We start from the raw sequence: 26,168 nt of genomic DNA, 5'->3' as shown, positions 1-26,168 counted from the left end.
CCGATGAACGATCTCACCGAAATGGCCACCCTGTCCGCCGGCACCGTGCCGGCCGGGCTCGACGCGGCCGTCGCCGGCGCGACCGACGCGCTGCTGGCCGCGCAGAACGCGGACGGACACTGGGTCTACGAACTCGAGGCCGATTCGACGATTCCCGCCGAATACGTGCTGCTCGTCCACTATCTCGGCGAGACGCCGAATCTCGAGCTCGAACGGAAGATCGGCAAGTATCTGCGCCGCATCCAGCAGGCCGACGGCGGCTGGCCGCTGTTCACCGACGGCGCGCCGAACATCAGCGCGAGCGTGAAGGCGTATTTCGCGCTGAAGGTGATCGGCGACGACGAGAACGCCGAGCACATGCAGCGTGCGCGCCGTGCGATCCATGCGATGGGCGGCGCCGAGATGTCGAACGTGTTCACGCGCATCCAGCTCGCGCTGTACGGTGCGATTCCGTGGCGCGCGGTGCCGATGATGCCGGTCGAGATCATGCTGCTGCCGCAGTGGTTCCCGTTCCACCTGTCGAAGGTGTCGTACTGGGCGCGGACCGTGATCGTGCCGCTGCTGGTGCTGAACGCGAAGCGCCCGATCGCAAAGAACCCGCGCGGCGTGCGCATCGACGAGCTGTTCATCGACCCGCCCGTCAACGCCGGCCTGCTGCCGCGCCAGGGCCACCAGAGCCCCGGCTGGTTCGCGTTCTTCCGCGTGGTTGACCATGCGCTGCGCGCGGTCGACGGCCTGTTCCCGAACTACACGCGCGAACGCGCGATCCGCCAGGCCGTGTCGTTCATCGACGAGCGCCTGAACGGCGAGGACGGCCTCGGCGCGATCTATCCGGCGATGGCCAACGCGGTGATGATGTACGACGTGCTCGGCTATGCGGAAGATCATCCGAACCGCGCGATCGCGCGCAAGGCGCTCGAGAAACTGCTCGTCGTGCACGAGGACGAAGCGTATTGCCAGCCGTGCCTGTCGCCGGTGTGGGACACGTCGCTCGTCGCGCATGCGCTGCTCGAAACCGGTGACGCGCGTGCCGAGGAAGCCGTGCTGCGCGGCCTCGACTGGCTGCGCCCGCTGCAGATCCTCGACGTGCGCGGCGACTGGATCTCGCGCCGGCCGCACGTGCGGCCCGGCGGCTGGGCGTTCCAGTACGCGAACGCGCACTACCCTGACGTCGACGACACGGCTGTGGTCGTGATGGCGATGGACCGCGCGCAGAAGCTCAGGCAGACGGACACGTATCGCGACTCGATGGCGCGCGCGCGCGAATGGGTCGTCGGCATGCAGAGCAGCGACGGCGGCTGGGGCGCGTTCGAACCGGAAAACACGCAGTACTACCTGAACAACATTCCGTTCTCCGATCACGGTGCGCTGCTCGATCCGCCGACCGCCGACGTGTCGGGCCGCTGCCTGTCGATGCTGTCGCAGCTCGGCGAGACGCCGCTGAACAGCGAGCCGGCCCGTCGCGCGCTCGACTACATGCTGAAGGAGCAGGAGCCGGACGGCAGCTGGTACGGCCGCTGGGGGATGAACTACGTGTACGGCACGTGGACGGCCCTGTGCTCGCTGAACGCGGCCGGCCTGACGCCGGACGATCCGCGCATGAAGCGCGGCGCGCAGTGGCTGCTGTCGATCCAGAACAAGGACGGCGGCTGGGGCGAGGACGGCGACAGCTACAAGCTGAATTACCGCGGTTTCGAGCAGGCGCCGAGCACCGCGTCGCAGACGGCCTGGGCGTTGCTCGGCCTGATGGCGGCCGGCGAGGTGAACAACCCGGCCGTTGCACGCGGCGTCGACTACCTGATCGCTCAGCAGAACGAAGAAGGCCTGTGGGACGAGACGCGCTTCACGGCAACCGGCTTCCCGCGCGTGTTCTATCTGCGCTATCACGGCTATCGCAAGTTCTTCCCGCTGTGGGCGCTCGCGCGCTATCGCAACCTGAAGCGCGCCAACGCGACGCGCGTGACGGTCGGGATGTAACGCGTGGCGCCGACGCAGCACAACGGCACGTTGCCCGTCATCGCCGTCACGGGGATGGCGTTCGAGGCGCGCATCGCGCGCGGTCAGGGCGTCGAGGCCGTGTTTGCCGCGCGGGCCGACCGCCTTGAGCGTGCGCTGGCCGAGGCGACCGCGCGCGGTTGCGCGGGCATCGTGAGCTTCGGCACGGCAGGCGGGCTCGCGCCCGATCTCGCACCCGGCGCGCTCGTGATCGCGGACGCGATCGACGGGCCGTTCGGCCGCGTGCAGACCGATCCGGGCTGGAGCGCGCGGCTCGTCGCCGCACTGCACGACACGCCGGTATGGGCACGCGTCACGCGCGGCACGATGGCGGCGGTCGGCGCGCCGGTGGTCAGCGAACAGGAAAAGACGTCGCTGCATCGCGCGAAGGGCGCGCTCGCCGTCGACATGGAATCGCATATCGCCGCGGCCTTCGCGGCGTCGCGCGGCGTACCGTTCGCGGTGTGCCGCGCGATCGTCGACCCGGCGTGGCGCACGCTGCCGCGCGCGGCGACGGCCGGCCTGCGCGACGACGGCAGCACGGCCATCCTGCCGATCCTGCGCGAACTGCTGAAGCAGCCGTCGCAGCTCGGCCCGCTGCTGCAGGTCGCGGGCGACGCGCGCGCGGCACGCACGACGCTGATCCAGGCGCGGCACGCATTCGAGCGTGCGGGCGCGATGCGGATCGTCTGAGCGGCGTTCGCCGCTTCTCCTCTCCCCCTTCCGTTCCCGTTTTCCGGACGCACAAAAAAAGCGCGCTGCGTGATGCAGCGCGCTTCGGCTTGTCGGCGGGTTCCGTGCCGCGTTACTGCGCGGCCGGTGCGCTCGCGGGCAGGGTCGGCATCGCTGGCGCGATCGGCGCGCCGTTGGAGGCCGGCGCCGTCGTCGCCCCGCTCGGCGCCGCCACGGGCGCAGCGGCCGAGGCCGCGGCAGGCGCGCTCGCGGGCATCGCGCCGTCCGCACCCGGATCGTCGTACTGCGGCAAGCCCGGCGCCGCCGGCGCGTTGTTCGGCGCGCCGCCCGACTCGCCCGGATCCTCGTAGTTCGGCAAGCCCGGCACGGCCGGCGTGGCCGCCGGCACCGCCCCCGCTTCACCCGGCTCCGTGTAGTTCGGCGGCGCGGCCGACGCCGACTGGCCGTGATACGTCAGCGACTTGCGCTGCTGCAGATACGCATCGCGGACGAACGAGTACGGATCGAGTGCCGCCTGCTTCAGCAGATCGGTCGCGCCGAGCAGATCCGAACGCGCGCTGATGAATTGCGCGATGTACATCGGATTGCGCACGGCCGGCTCGATGTAGTTGAGCAGGTTGAAGCGGACGTCCACCGCGCGGCCGACGCCGTCGCGGATCGTGCTCGGCCCGAACACGGGCAGCACGAGGTACGGGCCGGACGGCATGCCCCAGCGCGCCATCGTCAGCCCGAAATCCTGGTGATGCTTCGGCAGCCCGGCCGGCGTCGCGATGTCGATCAGGCCGGCGACGCCGAACACCGAGTTCATCGCCACGCGCATCAGGTCCTGCGTTGCATCGGTGATGCGCAGCTGCAACAGGTTGTTCGCCATGTTGCCGAGATCGCCGAGGTTCGAGAAGAAATTGCTGATCGCGGTACGCACGGGCGTCGGCGTGATCTTCTGGTAACCCTTCGCGATCGGCACGGCGATGTTCGTGTCGACCGTGTCGTTGAACTTGTACATCGCCCGGTTCATCGGCTCGAGCGGGTCGTTGGGGTTGCGGTTCGGGCCCGTCGCGCAGCCGCTCAGCACTGCGCTGGCAGCGACGGTCGCCGCAATGATTCGCACCTTATTCATTGTTTCCTTGCAATTGGTTCTTGGCGCGTTTGACGCGCGGTTTGCCCATCAGGACGGGCTGAAACACCACGGCGCCGATCAGGGTGCAGGTCAACGCCAGCGCGAGCAGCTTGCCCATGCTCGACGTGCCCGGATGATGCGACAGCCACAGGCTGCCGAAGGCGGTTGCGGTCGTCGCGGCGCTGAACAGCACCGCGTGCGTGAGGCTCGAATGCAGCAGGCCCGTCTGGCCTGCGCGCCACGCCATCACGAAGTACACCTTGAACGCGACGCCGACGCCGAGCATCAGCGGCAGCGCGATGATGTTCGCGAAGTTCAGCGACATGCCGAGCACGACGCACATCTCGAGCGTGACGAGCCCCGACACGAGCAGCGGCACCAGCGTGCGCAGCACGTCGCCGAAGCGGCGCAGCGTGATCCACAGCAGGATCGTGATCGAGAGGATCGACCACAGCGCCGCGTGCAGGAACGCGTTGATGATCGTGTCGGCCGAATGCAGGATCGAGATCGGCCCGCCGGTCGCGCCGGGTTCCGCCGCCTTCACCGTCTTCGCGAAGCGGCGCAGCATCGTGTCGTCGTTCGGGTCGACGCCCTTCGGCACCTTCGGCGAAATCTGCACGAGCGCGTGGCCGTCCGGCGCGACCCAGTCGCGCACGATCTGCGGCGGCAGCGATTCGCGCGTGATGTCCTGCGGTTGCAGCAGCGTCGCGAGCTGGTTGAGCGCGATGCGCAGCGTGTCGGAGAACGCGCGTTCGGCGCGATCGCGCGCCGCGCTGTCGGCGGCGGCCAGCTTCGCGAGCGACGCCGACAGATGCTGCGCGGCGGCGGCACCGGGGCCCGGGTGATCTTCCGCCGCGTAGCTGAGCAGGTCCGACACGCGCTTGAGCGCGGCGACGCGCTGCGCATCGGTCGCGGCCGGCGCGGCCGGCTGCGTCAGCGCGGGCAGCAGCTCGCTCGCGGCCGCGGCGATCGCCGCGCGCTTGGCCGGCTGGTCGGCCGGCACGAAGGTCGTGAGCGTCGTCGTGCGGCCGACTTCCGGCAGCGCGTCGAGGCGCTTCGCGGCCGCGTCGGCCTCGGCGAGCGACGGCGCGAGCAGCGTGACGTCGTTGACGGCCGCTTCGGGCGAATCCTTCAGCGCGAGCAGCGTCGCCATCGATTCGCTGTTCGGATCCTTCAGGTGCAGCGGGTTGAAATCGAAGTGCAGGAACGCGAGCAGCGGCAGCGCGCCGATCACGACCGCGAGCGTGCCGATCAGGATCGGCTTGCGATGGCGATCGAGGAAGTCGTCGACGGGGGCGAGCCACGGAAAGCCCGGCGTCTTCGATTCGCCCGGCGGCGCGAACAGGCGCAGCAGCGCGGGCAGCAGCGTGAGCGTGGTCAGCAGCGCGACGAACATCCCGACGCCCGCGATCAGGCCGAGCTCGGACACGCCGCGATAGGCCGTGGGAATGAACGAGAAGAAGCTCGCCGCAACCGCCGCGGTGGCGAGCGCGAGCGGCATGCCCATCGAGTGCGCGGCGCCGACCAGCGCGTGATCGATGCGCGGATCGCGGAAGCGTTCCTCGCGGTACTTCACGCCGTACTGAATCGAGAAGTCGACGCCGAGGCCGACGAACAGCACCATGAACGCGACCGAGATCATGTTCAGCGAACCGACCATCGCGAGGCCGAGCGCGGCCGTCACGACGAGGCCGACGAACAGCGTGACGAGCACCGAGCCGATCATCCGCTTCGAGCGCAGCGCGAGCCACAGGATCACGAGCACGGCGAGCAGCGTGAGCACGCCGTTGAGCGCGGCGCCGTCTTGCACCGACGCGAATTCGTCGTCGGCGAGCGGCTGTTCGCCGGTCAGGCGCACGACCGCGCCGTAGCGTTGCTCGATGCCGAGCGCTTTCGCCGTGTCGCGGATCACCCGGGTCGTTTCGGCACCGGCCTTCAGCGCGCCATAGTCGACGACCGGCTGCACCGTGACGAACGCGCGTGCCGGCTGGCGTGCGGCATCGCTGTCGACCAGCCCGCGCCACGAGAACGCGGCGGGCCTGCCGGCCAGCACGTCGTCGACCGTCGCGGCGCTGCGCGCGAGCAGCTTCGCCATCGCGGGCAGCTTCACCTGGCCGGTCAGGAGCGGCTGGCCGAGCGTGGTGGACAGCGTGGTCGCGAGCCCGGTCAGGCTCGGGTTCTTCGCGAGTTCGTTGACGAGCGGCCGCGCGCTCGCGAGCTGCGACGTCGTATCCGACACTTCCTGCGGCGACAGGAACAGCAGCCCGTTGTGCTCGAAGAACGGGCCGCCGCCGGGTTGGGCGACCTGGCCGATGCGGCCGGCGTCGGCCTGCTTGCGCAGGGCTTCGGTGAGCGTGTGCGCGGCGGCCGTCGCGAATTCGGGGGCCGGTGCCTCGACTACCGCGAGGATCGTGCCGTTGCGTTGCGGGAAGGCCTTGTCGACGGCCTGGCCGAGCGCGGCCCACTGCGGTTCCGCGTCGACGAGCTTGCTGATGTCCGTGTTGATCTTGAAGTGCTGCGCGACGTAGACGCCGCTGAAGACGGCGATGACGAGCGACAGCACGACGACCCAGACGGGGCGGCGTACCGACAATGCGACGAGTCGGACGATGAGAGAAGTCACCATGTGGCGGTGGGGAGGGGCTGGCAAGGACAAGGCAAAGAGTATACCGGCGCCACGTGACGTCGGTCGCCACGTTGGAGCGTAAAGGGGCGGGAAGGATATTTGCTGCGCCGGGAGGGAATCGCCGCGAATCGTCGGACGAATGGGCGGCGGAAATTGACATAATCGGCACCGATCGCGCAGCGGCCGGCACCCTGTGACAAAAGGGGCTGAAAGGTAACAGTCGGTCACCGCACGGCAGGCGGGCCGCCGGGCCGCTATACTTCGACCCACCGGCCGATGCGATCGATGCAATCCGCCGTCCGTTTTTTTCACCGAGTGCGAATATCCGTATGAAACGTCATCTGTTTGCTTTCGTCGCGGCGGCCGCCGTGTCGGTTTCCGCTTTCGCGCAGAGCGCGCCGGTCGACATCGTCCGTAATGCGGTCGAAGGCACCGTCAACGCGATGAAGGCCGATCCGGGTGCGCGCGGCGGCGACATGGCAAAAGTCACGCAAGTCGTCGAGCAGCGCTTCCTGCCCGCGACGAACTTCGAGCGCACGACCCGCATCGCGGTCGGCGATGCCTGGAAGCAGGCGACGCCGCAACAGCAGCAGGAGCTGTACAAGCAGTTCAAGCTGCTGATGACGCGTACCTATGCCGCGTCGCTCGCGCAGCTCGGCAGCCAGGACGCGAAGTTCTCGTTCAAGGCCGGCGGCGCGTCGGGTGCCGATGCGCTGGTGCAGTCGACGGTCACGACGCCGGGCGACAGCCAGTCGGTCGGCTACCGTCTCGGCAAGGTCGGCAGCGACTGGAAGATCTACGACATCGACATGTCGGGTGCGTGGCTGATCCAGGTCTACCAAGGGCAGTTCAAGAGCCAGCTCGCGTCGGGCGGGATCGACGGCCTGATCGCGTATCTGCAGAAGCACAATTCGCGGACGAATTGAGCGTCGCTGCGCGCAGTCTGGATTTTGGATGAGTGAAAGGCGCCTCCGGGCGCCTTTTTCGTTCGTGGTCAGTCGAGCGGTCGAGCGGTGATTCCACTGCGCGATGCCGACTCGGCGAATCACATGCGAAGCGAGAAAAAACAGCATCGTAGAGCTGATCAATGTGACCGACGCGCAGAGTGCCTTTTGCGGCGCCGCACGTCGCCGCCCTACCGCCGCCGATGCTCGACCGCGAACTTGATCAGCTCCGCCTGCCCTTCGATCTCGAGCTTGCGCTTCAGGTTGAGCCGATGCGTTTCCACCGTGCGGACCGACAGCCCCGTCTGCTGCGCGATCTGCTTGCTCGACAGCCCCTCGGCCAGTGCATCGAGGATGTCGCGCTCGCGCGGCGTCAACCGGTCGAGGGGCGACGCGGTCGCGCTCGCCTGGATCATCCGCGCGGCGAGCCCTTCGCTGAAGAACGTCTGCCCGGCCAGCACCGAGCCGATCGCGCGCACGATCTCGCTCGCGGGCGAATCCTTCAGCAGGTAGCCGCTCGCGCCGGCGCGCACGGCCTGCGTCACGTATTCGATGTTGTCGTGCATCGACAGCATGAGCACGCGAATCCCCGGAAAGCGCTCGTGGAACACGCCGGCGAGCGTGATGCCGTTCATCCCGTTCATGCCGACGTCCATCAGCGCGAGGTCGGGCTCGAGCGACGCGGCGAGCGCAAGCGCCTCGTCCGCGTTGCCGGCTTCGCCGACCACCGACAGGTCGGCCGCCTCGAGCCGCATCCGCAGGCCGTCGCGCACCAGCGGATGATCGTCGACCAGCAGCAGTCGGGCAGCGGGCCGGGCGGTGTCGGGGGCACTCATGGGCAAGGTCTCCGGTTATGGGGATCGTGTTCAGGCGGCGCGCAGCGGCACGCGCGCGGCTACGACGGTGTGGCCGACCTGCGACGTGATCGTCAGCATGCCGCCCAGCGCGTCGAGCCGCTCGCGCATGTTGCGCAGCCCGATGCCGCGGCGCGCGTCGGTCTGCGTACGCTCGGCGTCGAAGCCGCAGCCGTTGTCGGCGATGGTCAGCGTGACGGCATGCGCGCCGACGTCGAGCGTGACGGCCGCGCGCGATGCCTGCGCATGATGCACGATGTTGCTGAGCGCTTCCTGCGCGATCCGGAACAGCGCCGTGTTGACCGGCGCGGGCAGCGGCCGCGCGCCGCTGTGCGCCACCTGCGTATAGCCGATGTCGATGCCGCTTTCCGCGCCGAGCTCGCGCACGAGCTGCTCGAGCGCGGCGGCGAGGCCGAGATCGTCGAGCATCGCCGGGCGCAGCGCGTGTGAGATGCGGCGCACTTCGCGCAGCGTGTCGCCGAGCCGCCCGACGCCCGATGCGAGCGCCTGCTCGGCCTCAGGCATGCGCGCGGTGCCGCGCTCGAAGCGCGCGAGCGCGGATTCGAGCATCAGCTTCGCGGACACCATCATCTGGCTGATCCCGTCATGCAGCTCGCGCGACAGCCGCTCGCGCTCCTGCTCCTGCGATTCGACGACGCGCTGCGCGAGCTGCTTGAGCTTCGCGTCGGCGCTGCGCGACTCGCTGACGTTCAGCACCAGCGCACAGACGGCGATCGCCGCCGCGCCGGTCAGCGCGATCGCGGTGAGCCAGCTCATCGTGCGCTCGATGTTCGCGGACGCGCGCGCGTCGATGCGCTGCAGCGCGGTGTCGACATCGTCGAGATAGATGCCGGTGCCGACCATCCAGCCCCAGCGTTCGAGCGCGACGACGTAGCCGAGCTTCGGCGCGGGCTTGCCCGTCGACGGCCGCTGCCACGTGTAGCGCACGTAGCCGCCGCCGTGGGACGCGGCGCTGATCAGCTGCTGGATCGTCAGCGCGCCCTGCGGGTCGCGCATCGACCAGTAGTTGTGGCCGACGCGCTCGGGCTCGCGCGGATGCATCAGCGCATTGCCGTGCAGGTCGTATACGAAGAAATAGCCGTCGGGGCCGAAATCCATCTTCTGCAGCATCGCGAGCGCCTGCGTGCGCAGCAGTCCGTCGTCGCGCGCATTGCGGCCGCTCGCGTCGTACAGCGGCATGATCGCGCTCGTCGCGAGTTCGACGTAATGCTTCAGCTCGACTTCCTTGCTCGACAGGTAGGCGGCCTGGATCGTCGCGTGCTGCGTGCGCGCGAGCGACGTCGCCTGCTGGCGCACGCCGAAGCCGATGCCGGCGATCGCGAGCAGGAACGGCACGATGGCCAGAAGGAAAATCTTTGCCTTGAGTCTCATGGTGGTGTGAAGCGGGCGCGAGCCGGCGGGCGCGCGTGTCGCGCGGCGGCCGGGCGAGCCGACATTGTCGGCGATTTCGCCCGCGGCCGGCGCTGTGGCGGCCGGGCGGCCAGCCGTGGCTCAGGCGCGCCGCAGCGTGCGCTCGGCGGACGGGGCCGTCTGCACGACGACCTGGTTGCGCCCGCCTTCCTTCGCGCGGTACAGCGCGTCGTCGGCGAGCTTCAGTGCGGCCTGGATGCTGTCGTCGAGTTCCGGATAGCAGGTCGTCACACCGATGCTCGCGGTCAGGCGGTCCGACGCATCCGTGTCGTGCAGGATGCCGAGATCGAGGATGGCGGTGCGGATCGATTCGGCGATCGTCACGGCGCCGGGCGTGTCGACGTCCGGCAGCACCACGACGAACTCCTCGCCGCCGTAGCGCGCTGCATAGTCGGCCGGGCGGCGCAGGCATCCGGCGATGCAGCGGCCAACCGCGGCGAGCGCATCGTCGCCGGCCTGATGGCCTTGCGTGTCGTTGTAGCGCTTGAAGTGATCGACGTCGACGAACAGTAGCGACAGCGCGTGCTGCGAGCGCGCCGCGCGGCGCCATTCGCGCGCGAGCGTGACGTCGAGCATCCGGCGATTGTCGAGGCCCGTGAGGCCGTCGGTGCGCGCGAGCGCTTCCAGCTCGGTTTCCGCGCGGTGCCGCTTGCGCAGCTGGATGTCGAGCAGCATCGACAGGCCGACGAAGCCGAGCGCGAGCAAGGCCATCGCCGAGCCGATCGGGATCGCGCGGTCGTACCAGGCGGCGTAGGTGTCCGCCTCCGAGCGTGCGACCATGATGATCAGCGGCAGGTGGTCGAGGTGCCGGAACACGTACAGGCGCCGCACGCCGTCGATCGACGCGGTATCGGCGAAGCTCCCTTCGTTGGCGGTCATGAACCGGCGGAACGTGCTGGCCTTGCTGATGTTGCGGCCGACGATCGCCGGATCGTAAGGCTGGCGCGCGAGCATCAGGCCCTTCGTATTGATCAGCGCCATCGACCCGCGATCGCCGAGCGAGAGGCGCGAGAACAGGTCCTGGAAATATTCGAGCCGGATCGACATCACGGCGACGCCGCCGAACGACCCGTCGGGCCGCGTGATCCGCCGGCTGAGCGCAATGCTCGGCGAGCCGCCGCGCAATCGCGAACGGTACGGGTCGCTGACGTACAGGCCGACGTCCGGGTTGTCGCGGTGCACCGTGAAGTACGACTCGTTGCCGAAGTTGGCCTTGCGCGGCACGTCGCTCTTGCCGTCGACCGCGATGTCACCGTTCGAGTCGAGCACGTAGATGCCGCCGAGATACTTGGCCGTCGTCGCGCGATCGAACAGCACCTGGCGGCGCAGCGGCATCGGCAGCGCGAGGACCGCGGGATCGTTCTCGCCTTCGACGACCGCCTGCAGCGACAGCGCATAGAACTCGATGTTGCGCTCGATGTCCCACGACGCCATCAGCGCGATGTTCTGCTGGGTGGTGCGCGCGCGATCGCGTGCGTCGATCCGGCCTTCGTACAGCAGGATGCCGCACAGCAACAACAGGATCAGTGCGATCAGCAGCCCTGAATAGAAGATCAGGTGCGGCAGCAGGAACCGGCGCAATTGGGCGGCGACGCGGCTTGTCAGGCCGGATTCGCTGGGCATTGCGTAGTCGGTTTCTGCCATGGTCCGTGGATCGATGGGCATCGTCGCCGGGGCGGCGGGCCGATGCGATTGTTCGTATGATTTGCCGGCGATGATCCGGAATGCACCCCCCGGTGCGCATTCCGCCCGACCGATCTGGAACATGATGCCGATGATCGGCGATGGCGGCCGGATAAACCGCTGCATCACCTGCTCACCGGCAAGAGTTGCCGCGATTCGACGATCCGACGAATCGGGCGGCGCGGATTGGTCCGAGTATAACGCGCGCATTCGTGCACGCGGAAAATGTTGCGGACCGTTGATCCGGATCAAATTATCGCCCTGGCAGAGACTTGCCAGTCGCGTGGGGAACGTTGCAGCGCAAGGCTTTGCGCCAGGAGGGGGCAGCGCGCATACCGCCGTCGCCGATTTACATGCTTTAACGGCAGGCGGACGCGGAACCTTAAATCGTGCGATTCGGATCGATTATCCGTTTCAGCGTTTGCATGAATTCGAATGTAAAAACGGGCAGCCGTAATGGCTGCCCGCTTCGTGAAAACCGCATGCGGGAAAGCCCGCATGCGAAGGCTTACGCGCCGTGCTGTTGCGCCTTGTACGCGAGCCGGAACCGATGCAGCAGCGGCTCGGTATAACCGCTCGGCTGCGACGTGCCCTGCAGCGCCAGTGCGCATGCGGCCTTGAACGCGGTCGACTGGTCGTAGCCGGGCGCCATCGGGCGATAGTTCGGGTCGCCGGCGTTCTGCTGGTCGACGACGCGCGCCATCCGCTTGAACACGTCGAGCACGAAGGCCTCGGTGATCACGCCGTGGCGCAGCCAGTTCGCGATGTGCTGGCTCGAGATGCGCAGCGTCGCGCGGTCTTCCATCAGGCCGACGTCGTGGATGTCCGGCACCTTCGAGCAGCCGACACCCTGTTCGACCCAGCGCACGACGTAGCCGAGAATGCCCTGCGCGTTGTTCTCGACCTCGCTCAGGATTTCGCTCTCGCTCCAGGCGGCGCGCTCGACGACCGGCACGGTCAGCAGCCCTTCGAGCAGCGTGTCGCGCTCGCTTGCGTACGGCGTCTTCTCGAGTTCCTGCTGGATGGCCTGCACGTCGACGAGATGGTAGTGCAGCGCGTGCAGCGTCGCGGCGGTCGGCGACGGCACCCACGCGGTGTTCGCGCCGGCGCGCGGATGCGCGATCTTCTGCTCGAGCATCGCGTGCATCAGGTCCGGCATCGCCCACATGCCCTTGCCGATCTGCGCACGGCCGCGCAGGCCGGCCGACAGGCCCGCGAGCACGTTGTTGCGCTCGTACGCCTGGATCCACGCCGACGACTTCATGTCGCCCTTGCGGATCATCGGGCCCGCTTCCATCGCGGTGTGCATCTCGTCGCCGGTGCGGTCGAGGAAGCCGGTGTTGATGAACGCGACGCGCGCGGCGGCCGCCGCGATACAGGCGGCGAGGTTCACGCTGGTGCGGCGCTCCTCGTCCATGATGCCCATCTTCAGCGTGTTGCGCGGCAGGCCGTACAGATCCTCGATGCGCGCGAACAGCGTGTCGGCGAACGCGACTTCGACCGGGCCGTGCATCTTCGGCTTCACGATGTAGATCGAGCCGGTGCGCGAGTTGCGCTTGGCCTTCAGGTCGTGCAGCGCGCACAGCGTCGTGACGACACCGTCGAGGATGCCTTCCGGAATCTCGTTGCCGTCGCGGTCCAGCACCGCGCCGTTGGTCATCAGGTGGCCGACGTTGCGCACGAACAGCAGCGAGCGGCCGTGCAGCACCAGCGTGCCGCCGGCCGGCGTGGTGTACTCGCGATCGGCGTTCAGGCGGCGCGTGAAGGTCTTGCCGCCCTTCGCAACCTCCTCGACCAGCGTGCCCTGCATCAGGCCGAGCCAGTTGCGGTAGAGCTGGACCTTGTCGTCGGCGTCGACCGCCGCGACCGAATCCTCGCAGTCGATGATCGTGCTGACCGCGGCTTCGAGCACGACGTCCTTCACGTTCGCGAGATCGGCGCGGCCGATGGGGGTGGACGCGTCGATCTGGATCTCGAGGTGCAGGCCGTTGTGCTTCAGCAGGATCGCGGACGGCGCGCCCGCCGCACCCTGGTAGCCGACGAACTGTGCCGGCTGCGCGAGGTGCACGACGCCCTTGCCGGTTTCGACGGCGAGCTGGCCGTCTTCCACGCGATAGCGCAGCGCGTCGCGGTGCGAGCCGCTCGCGAGCGGCGCCGCGTTGTCGAGCACGCCGCGCGCGTAGTCGATCACGCGCTGGCCGCGCGTCGGGTTGTATGCCGTGGTGCGCTCGGCGCCGCCGTCCTCGGGCAGCGCATCGGTGCCGTACAGCGCGTCGTACAGGCTGCCCCAGCGTGCGTTCGCGGCGTTCAGCGCATAGCGCGCGTTCGACAGCGGCACGACGAGCTGCGGGCCGGCCTGCGTCGCGATCTCGCTGTCGACGTTCGCGGTGGCTGCCGCGACGTTCGACGGGACCGGCACGAGGTAGCCGATCTCTTCGAGAAATGCGCGAAACGCGGCATGGTCGCGCACCGGGCCGGGGTGCGCGCGATGCCACGTGTCGAGTTCCTGCTGCAGGCGGTCGCGTTCCGCGAGCAGCTCGCGGTTGCGCGGCGCGAGGTCGTGTACCAGGGCCGAGAAACCGCTCCAGAACGCGGCCTTGTCGATACCGGTGCCCGGCAGTGCTTCGTTTTCAATGAACTGGCTCAGCGCTGGCGCGACTTGCAGTCCTGCTTGGTCGATCATCGTGATTCCTCCCGGGGAAAAAATTCGCGCGCGGCTTGGCTGACTCATGTCGCGACGCTTTGTACGCCGGCGCGGGCGATCAGCGCGTCCTGCTCGGACTTTACGCCAGACACGCCGATTGCGCCCGCAATCCGGCCGTCGAACGCTACCGGCACGCCGCCTTCGAGCAAGCCCGTCAGCGGCACGCTGAGAAACGCGGTGCGGCCACCGTTGATCATATCCTCATACGCTTTCGTCTCGCGCCGGCCGAGGGCCGCCGCACGCGCCTTGTCCTGCGCGATGACGGCGCTGGCCGGCGACGCGCCGTCCAGGCGCGCGAACGCGAGCAGGTGGCCGCCGTCGTCGACGATGGCAATCGATACGGCCCAGCCGTGCCGTGCGGCTTCCACGCGGGCGGCCGCGAGCATGCGTTCGGCGTCGGCGAGCTGGAGTTCGGGTTTGGTTTGCATCATGTTCCTCCGGAATCAGCGGTCGGTGGAATCAGTCGACCCGTCGGTCGTCGACGAGCTCGATCCAGTGGCGCACGCGCGTGCGGCCCGCGCCGTTCAGGTGAGTCTGGCAGCCGACGTTGGCCGTGACAATCAGGTCCGGCCGCGCGGCTTCGAGCGCGTCGAGCTTGTTGTCGCGCAGCCTGGCCGCGAGTTCGGGCTGCGTCAGCGCATAGGTGCCGGCCGAGCCGCAGCAGAGATGGCCGTCGGCGACATTCGTCAGATCGAAGCCGAGCCGCGTCAGGATGCTTTCGACCGCGCCGCCGAGCCGCTGCGCGTGCTGCAGCGTGCACGGGCAGTGGACCGCGACGCGGCGTCGCGTCGACTCGGCCAGCGCGTCGAGCGGCTCGGCCGCGATCACTTCCGCGAGGTCGCGCGCGAGCGCGCTGACGCGCCGCGCCTTGTCCGCATAGACGGGGTCGGAGCGCAGCAGGTCGCCGTATTCCTTCACGAACGCGCCGCAGCCGCTCGCCGTCAGCACGATCGCCTCCGCGCCGGCTTCGATCGCAGGCCACCACGCGTCGATGTCGCGGCGTGCGCGCGCGAGCCCGGCATCCTGCGCGTTCAGGTGATATTCGGTCGCGCCGCAGCAGCCGGCTTCGCGCGCGGGCGTCACGCTGATGCCGAGGCGGTCGAGCACGCGCGCGGCGGCCGCGTTCGTGTTCGGCGACAGCGAAGGCTGCACGCAGCCTTCCAGCATCAGCACGCGCCGCGCATGGCGTACCGGCGGGCGCGGCGTGGCGGCGGGCACGGCGGCCGGAATCTTGTCCTGCAGCGTGCCGGGCAACAGCGGGCGCAGCGCGCGGCCGGCCTTCAGCAGCGCGGCGAAGGTTGCCGGCCGCGGCACCACGTGACGCAGGCCCGCGCGCAGCAGGCGCTCGCGCGCAGGCCGCCGCGCGCGCTTCTCGGCTTCCGCGCGGCCGATGTCGAGCAGCGTGTGATAGCGCACGCCGGACGGGCAGGTCGTCTCGCAGTTGCGGCACGTCAGGCAGCGGTCGAGATGCTGCTGCGTGCGCTCGCCGCACGGCTCGCCTTCGAGCATTTGCTTGATCAGGTAGATGCGTCCGCGCGGCCCGTCGAGCTCGTTGCCGAGCACCTGGTATGTCGGGCAGGTCGCATTGCAGAAACCGCAGTGCACGCACGCGCGCAGGATCGCTTCCGCTTCGTCGGCCCGGTCGAGGGCCTTGCTGGCTTCGCTGAGATTGGTTTGCATATCGGCGGTTCGAAGTCGGGTTGGCGTCAGACGTTCGCGTACAGGCGGCCGGGATTGAAGATCGCATGCGGATCGAGCTGCGCCTTCAGCTGCCGATGCACGCGCAGCAGCGCGGGCGGCAGCGGCTGGAACGGCTCGGGCGTCGTGCCGGGCGTGAAGCAGCTCGCGTGGCCGCCCCACTGCGCTGCGAAGTGCTGCACGTCGGCCGGCGCGGCGTCGCTTTTCAGCCAGCGCTGCGCGCCGCCCCAGTCGACGAGCAGCGCGCCGGGCAGCGCATCGAGCGGCGCGGCCGCCGGCACCGATACGCGCCACAGCGGGCGCGGATCGTCGAAGAACGGCAGCGACAGGTCGCGCAGCCGCGCCCAGAACCCGTCGTCGCGATCGTCCATCCGCTCGCCGCCGATCGTGTCGCGCGCGGCCTTCACCGAGCCCTCGCCGCCTTCGAGCCGCACGCGCAGCACGCCGTCCGCGTGGCACGCACCCGCGAGCGGCAGCCCCGCGCGACGCCATGCCGCGACGCGTTGCACGGCTTCGGCGGCAGCGAGCTGTAAGGCGAGATCGCCGGTCGCGCGCGGCTTCGGCAGCACCTTCAGCGACACTTCCGTCACGACGCCGAGACAGCCGAAACTGCCCGCGAGGAGCCGCGACACGTCGTAGCCCGCGACGTTCTTCATCACCTCGCCGCCGAAGCGCAGGTGCTTCGCGTGGCCGGTGATCACGCGACAGCCGAGCACGAAGTCGCGCACCGCGCCGGCCCACGGGCGGCGCGGCCCCGACAGCGCCGCCGCGAACATGCCGCCGACCGTTGCCGTGCCGCCGAACGTGGGCGGCTCGCACGGCAGCATCTGGCCGGCCGCGTCGAGCATCGCTTCCAGTTCGGCGAGCGGCGTGCCCGCGCGTGCGGTGATGACAAGTTCGGTCGGGTCGTACGCGACGATGCCGCGGTGCGTGCGCACGTCGAGCGCGCGGCCTTCGACCGCGCGGCCGACGAACGCCTTCGTGCCCGCGCCGCGGATGTGCAGCGGCTGGCGCGCGTGGATCGCGGCGTCGACCTGCGCGACGAGCGCCGCGCTGTCGTCGATCGATTCGGGTTCGCGTTCGCGTCGCATCAGAAGCGCTCCAGTTCGGGAAACGGCAGCTTGCCGTGATGGACGTGCATCGCGCCGAACTCGGCGCAGCGGTGCAGCGTCGGGATGTTCTTGCCGGGGTTGAGCAGGCGCTGCGGATCGAACGCGGCCTTCACCGCGTGGAAGAACGTGATTTCGTCGGCGTTGAACTGCACGCACATCTGGTTGATCTTCTCGCGCCCGACACCGTGTTCGCCGGTGATGCTGCCGCCTGCCGCGACGCACAGTTCGAGGATCTTGCCGCCGAGCGCTTCCGCGCGGTCGAGCTCGCCGGGACGGTTCGCGTCGAACAGGATCAGCGGATGCATGTTGCCGTCGCCCGCATGGAACACGTTCGCGACCGGCAGCGCGTATTGCGCGGACAGCGCGGCGATCCCTTCGAGCACGCGCGGCAGCTCGCGGCGCGGGATCGTGCCGTCCATGCAGTAGTAGTCGGGCGACATGCGGCCGACCGCCGGGAACGCGTTCTTGCGGCCGGCCCAGAAGCGTTGCCGCTCCGCTTCGTCGCGCGCGACGCGGATCTCCGACGCGCCGGCGTCGCGCAGCAGCGCGGCCACGCGTTCGGCGTCTTCGTCGACATCGGTCGCGGCGCCGTCGAGTTCGCACAGCAGGATCGCCTGCGCGTCGACCGGGTAGCCGGCGTGGATGAAGTCCTCGGCCGCGCGGATCGCGAGGTTGTCCATCATCTCGAGCCCGCCGGGAATCACGCCCGCGCCGATGATCCGCGCGACCGCCGCGCCGGCTTCGGCCACGTCGTCGAAGCTCGCCATCAGCACCTTCACGCTCGACGGTTTCGGCAGCAGCTTCACCGTCACCTCGGTGACGATGCCGAGCATCCCCTCGGAGCCGGTGAACAGCGCGAGCAGGTCGAAGCCGGGGGCGTCGAGCGCGTCGGCGCCGAGCGTCAGCGTGTCGCCGTCGATCGTCAGGGTCTCGGCCTTCAGGATGTTGTGCACCGTCAGCCCGTATTTCAGGCAGTGCACGCCGCCCGCGTTTTCGGCGACGTTGCCGCCGATCGAGCAGGCGATCTGCGACGACGGATCGGGCGCGTAGTAGAGGCCGTAGGGTGCCGCGGCCTGCGAGATCGCGAGGTTGCGCACGCCCGGCTGCACGCGCGCGATGCCGGCGTCGGCGTCGATTTCCAGGATCCGGTTGAACTTCGACATCACGAGCAGGATGCCTTTTTCGAGCGGCATCGCGCCGCCCGACAGCCCGGTGCCCGCGCCGCGCGCGACGACCGGCACGCCGTGCGCGGCCGCGACGCGCAGCACCGCGCGCACCTGCTCGACCGTGTCGGGCAGCACGACCGCGAGCGGCACCGTGCGGTACGCGGCGAGGCCGTCGCATTCGAACGGCTTCAGCGCCTCGCGCTCGTGCAGCACGTCGAGGCCGGGCGCCGCCGCGTCGAGCGCGGCGACGAGCGTGTCGCGGTCGACGGTCGCCAACGGGCCGTCGATCCGTTCGTCGTAGGTGAAACTCATCGTGTGTCTCCGTCTCCACCATCTTCATCGTGCAGGCGGCCGCAGGACGCGCGGCACGCCGATGGACGGCATTCTTGGCGGGCGGCGGGGGCGTGTCCAGATGCCGCCCGCGTGGTCATACCAGTTTTTCCTAGAGTGTTTTTGAGAAGTGACTCGATGTGACAGGAAACGCAATCCGCACAAGGGTTTGTGCGAAAATCGGCGACATCGGTCCAAAGTGGTCATACCAGTATGGAAATGCAGAATCGACAAGCGCCGGCGCGCAATGTCGCCGATGTCGTCGCCGAGCGGATCGAGCAGCTGATCGTCGACGGCGTGTTGAAGGCCGGGCAGGCGCTGCCGTCCGAACGTCGGCTGACCGAGAAGCTCGGCGTGTCGCGCACGGCCGTGCGCGAAGGGATGAAGCTGCTGCGCGCGCGCGGGATCATCGACACGACGCACGGCAAGGGCTCGTTCGTCGCGAGCCTGACCCCGCAGCGCGAAGTCTCGCCGATGATGCATCTGCTCGGCTCGCAGCCGCGCACGCTGTACGACCTGTTCGAGGTGCGCGGCATGCTCGAGACCGAAGCCGCGCGGCTCGCCGCGCTGCGCGGCACACCCGCCGACTTCATCCTGATCAAGCGCCGCTACGAGGAGATGACGGCGGCCGATGCGCAGGATCTCGATCCGGCCGCGCGCGCGAAGCTCGACCATGCGTTCCATCTCGCGATCTGCGAGGCGTCGCACAATCCGGTGCTGGTCAACACGCTGCAGTCGCTGACCGATCTGCTGCTCAGCTCCGTGTTCGCGTCGGTGAACAACCTCTATCATCGCGAGCCGCTGAAGAAGCAGATCGACCGCCAGCACGCGCGGCTCTATAACGCGGTGACGGGGCGGCTGCCCGACCAGGCGCGCAAGGCGGCGAGCGAGCATATCCGGCAGTGCGTCGAGTATCTGCGCGAGATCGAAGAGGAGGAGCAGCGGCTCGTGCGCTCGACGTTGCGGCTCGAAGGGTGGACTTGAGTCACGTGAACCAGCGTGGCCGATGACGTCAGGGCGTGTGTCAAGCATGTCGAGCTGGCGATGCGGCCTATTCGATGCGTGGCCCGACACGACCTGTTTAGCCGCTGCGCGACATGCGCTCAGGCGGTTGAATCGGGCGAAATTGGGGTGTAGTTCGTACCCGAAACGCGCAAAAAAGCCCGCCGAAGCGGGCAATCCTCTCGATGAAGAGGGGGAGATGCGAATCCGCGAGCAGACAGCCGCGATCAGCGCTCGGCGTCGGCTCACCCTTTCGTCGCCCCAAACGTGAGCCCCGCGACGAAATGCTTCTGCATCGCGAAGAACATCGCGACCGACGGCAGCGCCGCGAGAATCGACCCGGCCGAAACAAGGTTCCAGGACGTCGTCCATTGCCCCTTCAGCGCCGCCACACCCGCGGTAATCGGCGCGGCCTCGTCACCTTGCGTGAGACACAGCGCCCAGAAGTAATCGTTCCACACGAACGTAAACACGAGAATCGCGAGCGCGGCCAGCGCCGGCCGGATCAACGGCAACACGATCCGCCAGAACACCGTCCACTCGCCCGCGCCTTCGATCCGCGCCGCCTCGATCAGCTCGAACGGCAGCTGCTTGATGAAATTGCGCAGAAACAGCGTACAGAACCCCGTCTGAAACGCGACGTGAAAGAGAATCAGCGCCTCGACCGTATTGAACACCCCGAGCCTCAGCGACAAGTCGCGAACCGGAATCATCAGCACCTGCACCGGCACGAAATTCCCCGCGACGAAGGTCCCGAACAGCGCGGCATTCCCGCGAAACCGGTAAGTCGCCAGCGCGAACCCGGCCATCGCCGCGAGCGCAATCGACCCGAGCACCGACGGCACCGTGATCTGCACGCTGTTCCAGAAGTAATGCAGCATCGGCGACGTGGTCAGCGCGTCGCGATAGTTCTCGATCATCGAGAAGTGCCGCGGCCAGCCCCAGTAGTGTCCTTCGACCAGTTCCTCGGTCGAGCGCACCGACGTGACGAACACCGCGATCATCGGCAGCAGCCAGATCACGAGCGCGACGGGCAGCGACAGCTTGTACAGCCGGCGCGATACCGGCTTCCAGTGGGCAACGGGCGTTGGAAACATGATGAATGGTTCCCCGGAAGGTCAAATCACTGCTCGTTGCGCAGCATGCGGCGCAACTGGAACACGATGTAGACGAGCATGATCGCGAACAGCACGACCGCGATCGACGCGGAATAGCCGAGCCGGTAATACTTGATCGCCTGGTCGTACATGTAATACGCGAGCACGGTCGAGCTCTCGAACGGGCCGCCGCCCGTCATCACCGAAATCAGGTCGAAGCTGCGCAGCGCGCCGATCACCGTGACGACGATCGCCATGAACGTGGTCGGCCGCAATTGCGGCAGCACGACGTGCCACAGCAGCGCGAAGCCGCGCGCGCCTTCCATCCGTGCCGCTTCGATCTGCTCCGGGTTCACCGACGTGAGGCCGGTGAGGTACAGGATCATGCAGTACGCGGTCTGCGGCCACAGCGCGGCGAACACGATGCCGAAGGTCGCATAGCGTGCATCGCCGAGCACCGGAATCCCGTGCCCGGCGATCAGCGCGAGCAGCCCGAAGGTCGGATCGTAGAACCACGAGAAGATCAGGCCGACGACCACGCCCGACAGCACGAACGGCGCGAAGAACAGCGACTTCACGAGCCGGATGCCGGCGACCGCCTGGTTCAGGTACAGCGCGAGCGCGAGGCCGAGCGGTGGCGCGAGCATGAACAGCGCGAGCCAGATCACGTTGTTGCGCAGCGCGGTGTAGAACGTCGGCGCTTGCAGCAGCTCGGCGTAGTTCGCGAGGCCGACGAACGTGCGCTCGGTCATCCCGTCCCAGTTGCAGAGGCTCAGCCACAGCGTCGACAGGATCGGCCAGATCACATAGACGGCAACCATTGCGCACGCGGGCGCGAGAAAGAGCCACGCGGCGCGCCGTTGTCGCCGCACGGCCGGCGACGGGCGGCGCGCGCGCAGCGCGGCAGGCGAGCTGCGGGCCGGCGGCGCGGCGGCGGGCGGTGCGGCCGGGGTAGCCGGCGTTGCAACGGGTCTGGACGTGATCGGACTGGACACGGCAAGCCTCCTGGGCGGACGCGGCGGCACTCGGCCGCCGCAGGGGTCACGCGGCTACTTCTTGTAGATCCGCTTGCGGGTCTGTTCGAGTTGCGCGAGCACGGTGTCGAGCTGCGCGGGATTCGCGACGAACTGCTGCATCCCCTTCATCCCTTCGTCGGCCATTTCCTTCGTCATGTCGCGGTCGTAGAACTGCGCGACGCCGCCGCGGGTGTCGGCGAGGATCCGGAAGCCGATGCGCGAGATCGGATCGGCCGGCTCCGGCGACTTGCCGTTGGCCGACAGCGAACCGAGCCCTTCGGCGAGCTTCGCGCCCATCTCGGGCGTTTCGACGAACGCGAGGAAGGTATGCGCGTCGGCCTTGTTCTTCGCCTTGGTCGGGATGTGCAGCGATTCGACCGGGCCGTCCTCGGCGGTCGGCACCTTCGGGTCGATGATCGGGAAACGGTAATAGCCCATTTCCTGCTTCACGTTCGGCGGAAAGCCCGCGGCGATGAAGGTGCCCATCAGCATCATCGCGGCCTTGCCCTGGAACAGGAACGGCTGCGCGCCGTCGAGATCGTAGGACAGCGCGTTGTCGATGAAGTAGCCCGAGTCGATCAGCGATTTCCACGTCGTGTAGACCTTCTTCACGCGTGGATCGGTATACGGCACGTCGCCAGCCATCAGCTGCTGGTGGAACGCGTTGCCGTTCAGGCGCAGGTCGAGATAGTCGAACCAGCCGGCGAGCGTCCACGCGTCGCGGCCGCCGATCGCGATCGGCGTGATGCCGGCCGCCTTCAGTTTCCTGCATGCATCGAGAAACTGGTCCCAGGTCTTCGGCTCGTCGGCGATGCCGACCTTGCCGAACAGGTCCTTGCGGTAGAACAGCCCCCACGAGTAATAGACGGTCGGCGCCGCATACTGCTTGCCGTTATAGGACGATGCGCTGCGCGTCGACGCGTACATCGCATCCCAGCCGTTCTTCTTCCAGTCGCCGCTCAGGTCCTCGAACAGCCCGCGCTTCGCGTAGTACGCCATGCGCTCGCCCGCGTGCCAGTTCACGACGTCGGGCGCGACGGTCGTGAGCCATGCGGGGAGCTGCACCTTGTACGCTTCCTCGTCGACGAAGGTGGGCTTCACGTCGATGTCGGGATGGGCCTTGTGGAACGCTTCGATCGTCGACTGCCAGACCGCGCGCTGGCTGGCGCCCTTGAACGCGATGTTGATCGTCAGCGTGCCCGCGTCGGCCGGCGCCGCGGCGCCGAACGAAGCGAACGCGATGGCGGCGGCGGTCGCAAGCCGGGCGGCGACGCGAAGGGGGCGATGTGTCATGGGTGTCTCCATTCCTGTCTGTCGTTGTGCGTGACCGGCGCGTCGCGGCGCCGGGGGCGGTTGCTACGAACGGCTGCTACGAACCGCTTCGATACACGGCGACGCCTTGCGGCTCGACCTGCGCGGCGCCGACCACGAACGCGGACGGCGGCACTGCATCGATCGTGTGCGGCGTGCTGCCGTAGTTGAATACGTAGGTCAGGCCGCCGCGCCGGCTCACGCGCACGCCGTCGCCGAGCGGCGACGGTGTCAGGCCGGCTTCGGCCGCGACGTCGGCGAACAGGCGCGCGGTGGTCGCGTCGTCGAACAGCGCGGCCCAGTAGTGCAGCGTGCCGTGCGACACGCAGGCCGGATGACCGTCGGCGAAACGCGCGCGCACGACGCTGCGCGCGTCGTCGTCGCGCAGTTCGACGAGGTCGCGCCAGTGACGCGCGTCGCCGGTGAGCGGCGCGCCGTCGCGCAGCGTGCCGTCGATCCGCTCGGTCACGTTCGGTCGCAGCGATTCGACGCGCCACACGCGCACCGGCAGGATCGACGCGAGCGGGCCGGGCGGCAGCGTCGGCGGAATCCGCAGGTCGGCGGTCTTCGAGCCGGTGCGCGGACCGAACACCGCATGCGCGCCGGAGGCGGCGAGCCGTGCCGCGAAGTCGTCCGGCACGACCGGCAGCGGCGGCACGACGACGAGCCGGTAGCCGTCGAGCGGCGCGTGCGCGGACACGATGTCGACGTCGAGGCCGAGCGAACGCAGCGCCGAGTAGTACTCGAACGCGAAGCGCGGGTAGTGGAAATCGGCGCCTTGCGGCTGCACTTCGAACAGCCACTTCGCTTCGTAGTCGAACACCAGCGCGACGGGTGCACGCACCGCGCCGTTCGCGTCGGCATCGGCACCTGCGTCGAGCACGGCGGCGATCTCCTGCGCGACGCGCTGCGCTTCGCGGCCGCCTTCGTCGAGCCGGTCGTCGGGCGTGTGCAGGCCCGCATGCATCTGCTCCTGCGCGAACGGCGCCTGCCGCCAGCGGAAGTACGACACGCAGCCGGCGCCGTGCGCGAACGCTTCCCAGCTCCACAGCCGCACCATGCCCGGCAGCGGCGCGGGGTTCCACTGTGCCCAGTTCACGGGGCCCGGCTGCTGCTCCATCACCCAGAACGGCAGCTTCGACATGCCGCGATAGAGGTCGTGATTGAACGACGCGAAATCCGGATGGCCGGTGCGCAGCCAGCGCGCCTTCACGTCGGGCGCGAACCATTGCTCCTCGAGCGCGCCGAGCGGATAGCTGTCCCAGGTCGCGACGTCGAGGTCGCGCGCCACTTCGTAATGATCGAACTCGGTGAAGAGCTGCATGAAGTTGTGCGCGACGGGGCGGCCCGGCGAATGCGCGCGGATCACGTCGACCTGCATCCGGTGATAGCGTGCGACTTCATCCGACGCGAAGCGCCGGTAGTCGAGGCGGTGCGACGGATGCGCTTCGGTCACGGTGCCGACCGGCGCATCGACTTCGTCGAAATGCCGGTACTCCATGCTCCAGAACACGGTGCCCCACGCACGGTTCAGCGCGTCGATCGTGCCGTAGCGCGCCTGCAGCCATGCACGAAAACGCACGAGCGCGGCGGGCGAGTAGCTGACGACCGTCTGATGGCAGCCGAGTTCGTTGTCGGTCTGCCAGTAGCGCACGGCCGGGTGGCGGCCGTAGCGCTCGGCGACCGCGGTGCAGATGCGGCGCGACGCTTCCAGATAGGTCGGCGACGAGAAGTCGTAGTGGCGGCGCGAGCCGAACTTGCGCGGCCGGCCGTCCGCGCCGATCGCGAGGATGTCGGGGTGACGGTCGACGAGCCATTTCGGCGGTGTCGCGGTCGGCGTGCACATCACGATCTCGAGGCCGGTCGTGCCGAGCACGTCGATCGCGCGGTCGAGCCAGCCCCAGTCGTATTCGCCCGGCGACGGCTCGATGCGGCTCCACGCGAATTCGGCGATCCGCACCTGCGCGATGCCGAGTGCCTTCATCCGGCGGGCGTCGTCGGCCCACATCGATTCCGGCCAGTGTTCCGGGTAGTAACAGACTCCGAGGCGCATGCCCGATCCTTATGCGTAGTGGTGGACGGGAAGGTCGGCGCACGCGGGCACCGCGCGGCCGTCTTCGGTGAAGAGGTGGCAGGCGGCGGCCGGCGCATGCGCGTGCACGCGTTCGCCGCGGCGCAGCGGGGCGTCGCCGGGCACCTTCGCGATCAGCGGCGTGCCGCCGGGCTGGTCGAGGTGCACGTAGGTCTGCTCGCCGAGGCGTTCGACGAGCGCGACGTCGCGCGCGAGCGTCGTCGCGTCGTGCGCGGCGTCGAGCGTCAGGTGTTCGGGGCGGATACCGAGCGTGACGGCCGCGCCGACCGCGAGCGCGGAACCGTCGCGCGGCAGCGTGAAGGTTTCGCCGGACAACACGACGGTGACGATCGTGCGCCGCGCGTCGCAGGCGGTGACGACGGCTGGCAGGAAGTTCATCCGCGGCGAGCCGATGAAGCCGGCGACGAAGCGGCTCGCCGGATGGTGATAGAGGTCGAGCGGCGCGCCGACCTGCGCGATGCTGCCGTGTCGCGCGGTGTCCGCGCCGGCGTGCAGCAGCACGATCTTGTCGGCGAGCGTCATCGCTTCGGTCTGGTCGTGCGTCACGTAGACGACGCTCGCGCGCTCGAACTGCCGGTGCAGTTTCGCGATCTCGATGCGGGTCTGGCCGCGCAGCGCCGCGTCGAGGTTCGACAGCGGCTCGTCGAACAGGAACACGCCGGGCTCGCGCACGATCGCGCGGCCGATCGCGACGCGCTGCCGCTGGCCGCCGGACAGCGCCTTCGGCTTGCGCTCGAGCAGCGTGTCGAGCTGCAGGATCCGCGCGGCGTCGCGCACCTTCCGGTCGATCTCGGCCTTCGGCACGCGCGCGAGCTTCAGCCCGAACGCCATGTTCTCGTAGACCGTCATGTGCGGAAACAGCGCGTAGCTCTGGAACACCATCGCGACGCCGCGCTCGGCGGCCGGCACGTCGTCGACGCGGCGGCCGTCGATCGACAGCTCGCCGTCGCTCAGGTCCTCGAGGCCCGCGATCATCCGCAGCAGGGTCGACTTGCCGCAGCCGGACGGGCCGAGGAACACGCAGAACTCGTGCGCGCCGATCTCCAGATCGACGTCGCGAATGACCGGCGCGTGCTCGCCATAGGCTTTCTGCACGCGTCGCATCGAGATGCTCGCCATTGTCTCCGCTCCATGTTCTAATGCGCTTTCGTCGATGCTTAAGCGCTTAAGCATCGCGATCAAAAAAAGAGCCGATCGCGATCGCGGCCGAGTCGCGCCCGTCGGTCGGGCGGCAGGGTGTGCGGCGATAGTGCGCCGCTTCGGTGAGCGAAGCAAATACTGGATCGACGTCTCATAT

At 68.7% G+C, this 26,168-nt stretch carries 20 protein-coding genes; 5 read left to right on the top strand and 15 right to left on the bottom strand.

Translation table 11 applies throughout. The features are described 5' to 3' along the window. The first annotated feature begins 3 nt into the window (after positions 1-3). Positions 4-1,977 carry a squalene--hopene cyclase gene (gene shc / locus DID98_RS06830; RefSeq protein WP_124485981.1) on the top strand — a complete coding sequence of 658 codons (1,974 nt, stop codon included), beginning with the start codon at positions 4-6 and terminating at the stop codon, positions 1,975-1,977. A 3-nt stretch (positions 1,978-1,980) separates the two neighbouring features. Further along, on the top strand, positions 1,981-2,688 hold the full coding sequence (locus DID98_RS06825; protein WP_082088758.1) for a phosphorylase: 708 nt from the start codon (positions 1,981-1,983) through the stop codon (positions 2,686-2,688). Between the two features lie 112 nt (positions 2,689-2,800). Here DID98_RS06825 and DID98_RS06820 read toward each other — a convergent pair whose 3' ends face one another. Together DID98_RS06820 and DID98_RS06815 are read right to left on the bottom strand one after the other, a co-directional pair. After that, a complete protein-coding gene (locus DID98_RS06820; RefSeq protein ID WP_124485982.1) occupies positions 2,801-3,805 on the bottom strand; it encodes a VacJ family lipoprotein in 1,005 nt (334 codons plus the stop codon). Beyond that, positions 3,798-6,431, bottom strand: a complete 2,634-nt coding sequence (locus DID98_RS06815; RefSeq protein ID WP_124520168.1) for an MMPL family transporter — start codon at positions 6,429-6,431, stop codon at positions 3,798-3,800. Before DID98_RS06815 ends, DID98_RS06820 begins: the two co-directional genes overlap by 8 nt. A gap of 329 nt (positions 6,432-6,760) precedes the next feature. On the opposite strand from DID98_RS06815, the gene DID98_RS06810 reads away from it, so the two are divergent. Next, complete coding sequence (locus DID98_RS06810; RefSeq protein ID WP_124485984.1) at positions 6,761-7,357, top strand: phospholipid-binding protein MlaC; 597 nt, start codon at positions 6,761-6,763, stop codon at positions 7,355-7,357. A 209-nt stretch (positions 7,358-7,566) separates the two neighbouring features. On the opposite strand, the gene DID98_RS06805 is transcribed toward DID98_RS06810, so the two are convergent. From DID98_RS06805 to DID98_RS06795, 3 genes are all read right to left on the bottom strand, one after another. Further along, positions 7,567-8,211 (bottom strand): response regulator transcription factor, encoded by a 645-nt coding sequence (locus DID98_RS06805; RefSeq protein ID WP_044848871.1) that lies wholly within the window; start codon positions 8,209-8,211, stop codon positions 7,567-7,569. Positions 8,212-8,241: 30 nt separating this feature from the next. Beyond that, positions 8,242-9,621: a cache domain-containing protein gene (locus DID98_RS06800; protein ID WP_124520166.1), complete on the bottom strand. Its 1,380-nt coding sequence runs from the start codon at positions 9,619-9,621 to the stop codon at positions 8,242-8,244. Positions 9,622-9,741: 120 nt separating this feature from the next. Next, on the bottom strand, positions 9,742-11,304 hold the full coding sequence (locus tag DID98_RS06795; RefSeq protein WP_124485985.1) for a sensor domain-containing diguanylate cyclase: 1,563 nt from the start codon (positions 11,302-11,304) through the stop codon (positions 9,742-9,744). A 121-nt stretch (positions 11,305-11,425) separates the two neighbouring features. Between DID98_RS06795 and DID98_RS06790 the strand changes: the two genes are divergently transcribed. Beyond that, positions 11,426-11,800, top strand: coding sequence for a hypothetical protein (locus tag DID98_RS06790; RefSeq protein ID WP_124520164.1), 375 nt, complete (start codon positions 11,426-11,428; stop codon positions 11,798-11,800). 51 nt (positions 11,801-11,851) lie between these two features. Here DID98_RS06790 and DID98_RS06785 read toward each other — a convergent pair whose 3' ends face one another. From DID98_RS06785 to glcD, 5 genes are read right to left on the bottom strand one after another with little or no spacing between them, the layout of a single operon-like run. After that, on the bottom strand, positions 11,852-14,026 hold the full coding sequence (locus tag DID98_RS06785) for a malate synthase G (RefSeq protein ID WP_124520162.1): 2,175 nt from the start codon (positions 14,024-14,026) through the stop codon (positions 11,852-11,854). A gap of 44 nt (positions 14,027-14,070) precedes the next feature. Beyond that, positions 14,071-14,475, bottom strand: coding sequence for a heme-binding protein (locus tag DID98_RS06780; protein WP_044848880.1), 405 nt, complete (start codon positions 14,473-14,475; stop codon positions 14,071-14,073). A gap of 31 nt (positions 14,476-14,506) precedes the next feature. Next, positions 14,507-15,727, bottom strand: a complete 1,221-nt coding sequence (gene glcF, locus DID98_RS06775) for a glycolate oxidase subunit GlcF (RefSeq protein ID WP_124520159.1) — start codon at positions 15,725-15,727, stop codon at positions 14,507-14,509. Between the two features lie 26 nt (positions 15,728-15,753). Next, complete coding sequence (gene glcE, locus DID98_RS06770; RefSeq protein ID WP_124485989.1) at positions 15,754-16,836, bottom strand: glycolate oxidase subunit GlcE; 1,083 nt, start codon at positions 16,834-16,836, stop codon at positions 15,754-15,756. Next, positions 16,836-18,335, bottom strand: coding sequence for a glycolate oxidase subunit GlcD (gene glcD, locus DID98_RS06765; protein ID WP_124485990.1), 1,500 nt, complete (start codon positions 18,333-18,335; stop codon positions 16,836-16,838). Before glcD ends, glcE begins: the two co-directional genes overlap by 1 nt. A 231-nt stretch (positions 18,336-18,566) precedes the next feature. Here glcD and glcC point away from each other — a divergent pair, with 231 nt between their 5' ends. Next, positions 18,567-19,337 (top strand): transcriptional regulator GlcC, encoded by a 771-nt coding sequence (gene glcC / locus DID98_RS06760; RefSeq protein ID WP_044848878.1) that lies wholly within the window; start codon positions 18,567-18,569, stop codon positions 19,335-19,337. Between the two features lie 263 nt (positions 19,338-19,600). On the opposite strand, the gene DID98_RS06755 is transcribed toward glcC, so the two are convergent. The 5 genes from DID98_RS06755 to DID98_RS06735 all read right to left on the bottom strand — a co-directional run bounded on the left by DID98_RS06755 (position 19,601) and on the right by DID98_RS06735 (position 25,990). Beyond that, positions 19,601-20,452 (bottom strand): carbohydrate ABC transporter permease, encoded by an 852-nt coding sequence (locus DID98_RS06755; protein WP_039318652.1) that lies wholly within the window; start codon positions 20,450-20,452, stop codon positions 19,601-19,603. Positions 20,453-20,478: 26 nt separating this feature from the next. Further along, entirely contained in the window at positions 20,479-21,447 is a 969-nt protein-coding gene (locus DID98_RS06750; protein ID WP_409333437.1) for a carbohydrate ABC transporter permease, read from the bottom strand. Between the two features lie 54 nt (positions 21,448-21,501). Next, positions 21,502-22,761, bottom strand: coding sequence for an ABC transporter substrate-binding protein (locus tag DID98_RS06745; RefSeq protein ID WP_124520157.1), 1,260 nt, complete (start codon positions 22,759-22,761; stop codon positions 21,502-21,504). Positions 22,762-22,837: 76 nt separating this feature from the next. Then, positions 22,838-24,832: a beta-galactosidase gene (locus DID98_RS06740; protein WP_124520155.1), complete on the bottom strand. Its 1,995-nt coding sequence runs from the start codon at positions 24,830-24,832 to the stop codon at positions 22,838-22,840. Positions 24,833-24,841: 9 nt separating this feature from the next. Beyond that, on the bottom strand, positions 24,842-25,990 hold the full coding sequence (locus DID98_RS06735; protein ID WP_124520153.1) for an ABC transporter ATP-binding protein: 1,149 nt from the start codon (positions 25,988-25,990) through the stop codon (positions 24,842-24,844). Between the last annotated feature and the right edge of the window lie 178 nt (positions 25,991-26,168).

Origin of the sequence: Burkholderia sp. Bp8984 (assembly GCF_003853755.1) — a bacterium.
Taxonomy (GTDB): Bacteria; Pseudomonadota; Gammaproteobacteria; order Burkholderiales; family Burkholderiaceae; genus Burkholderia.
Note: the sequence above shows the minus strand (reverse complement) of the source record. Positions and strands in the feature narration are given on the sequence as shown.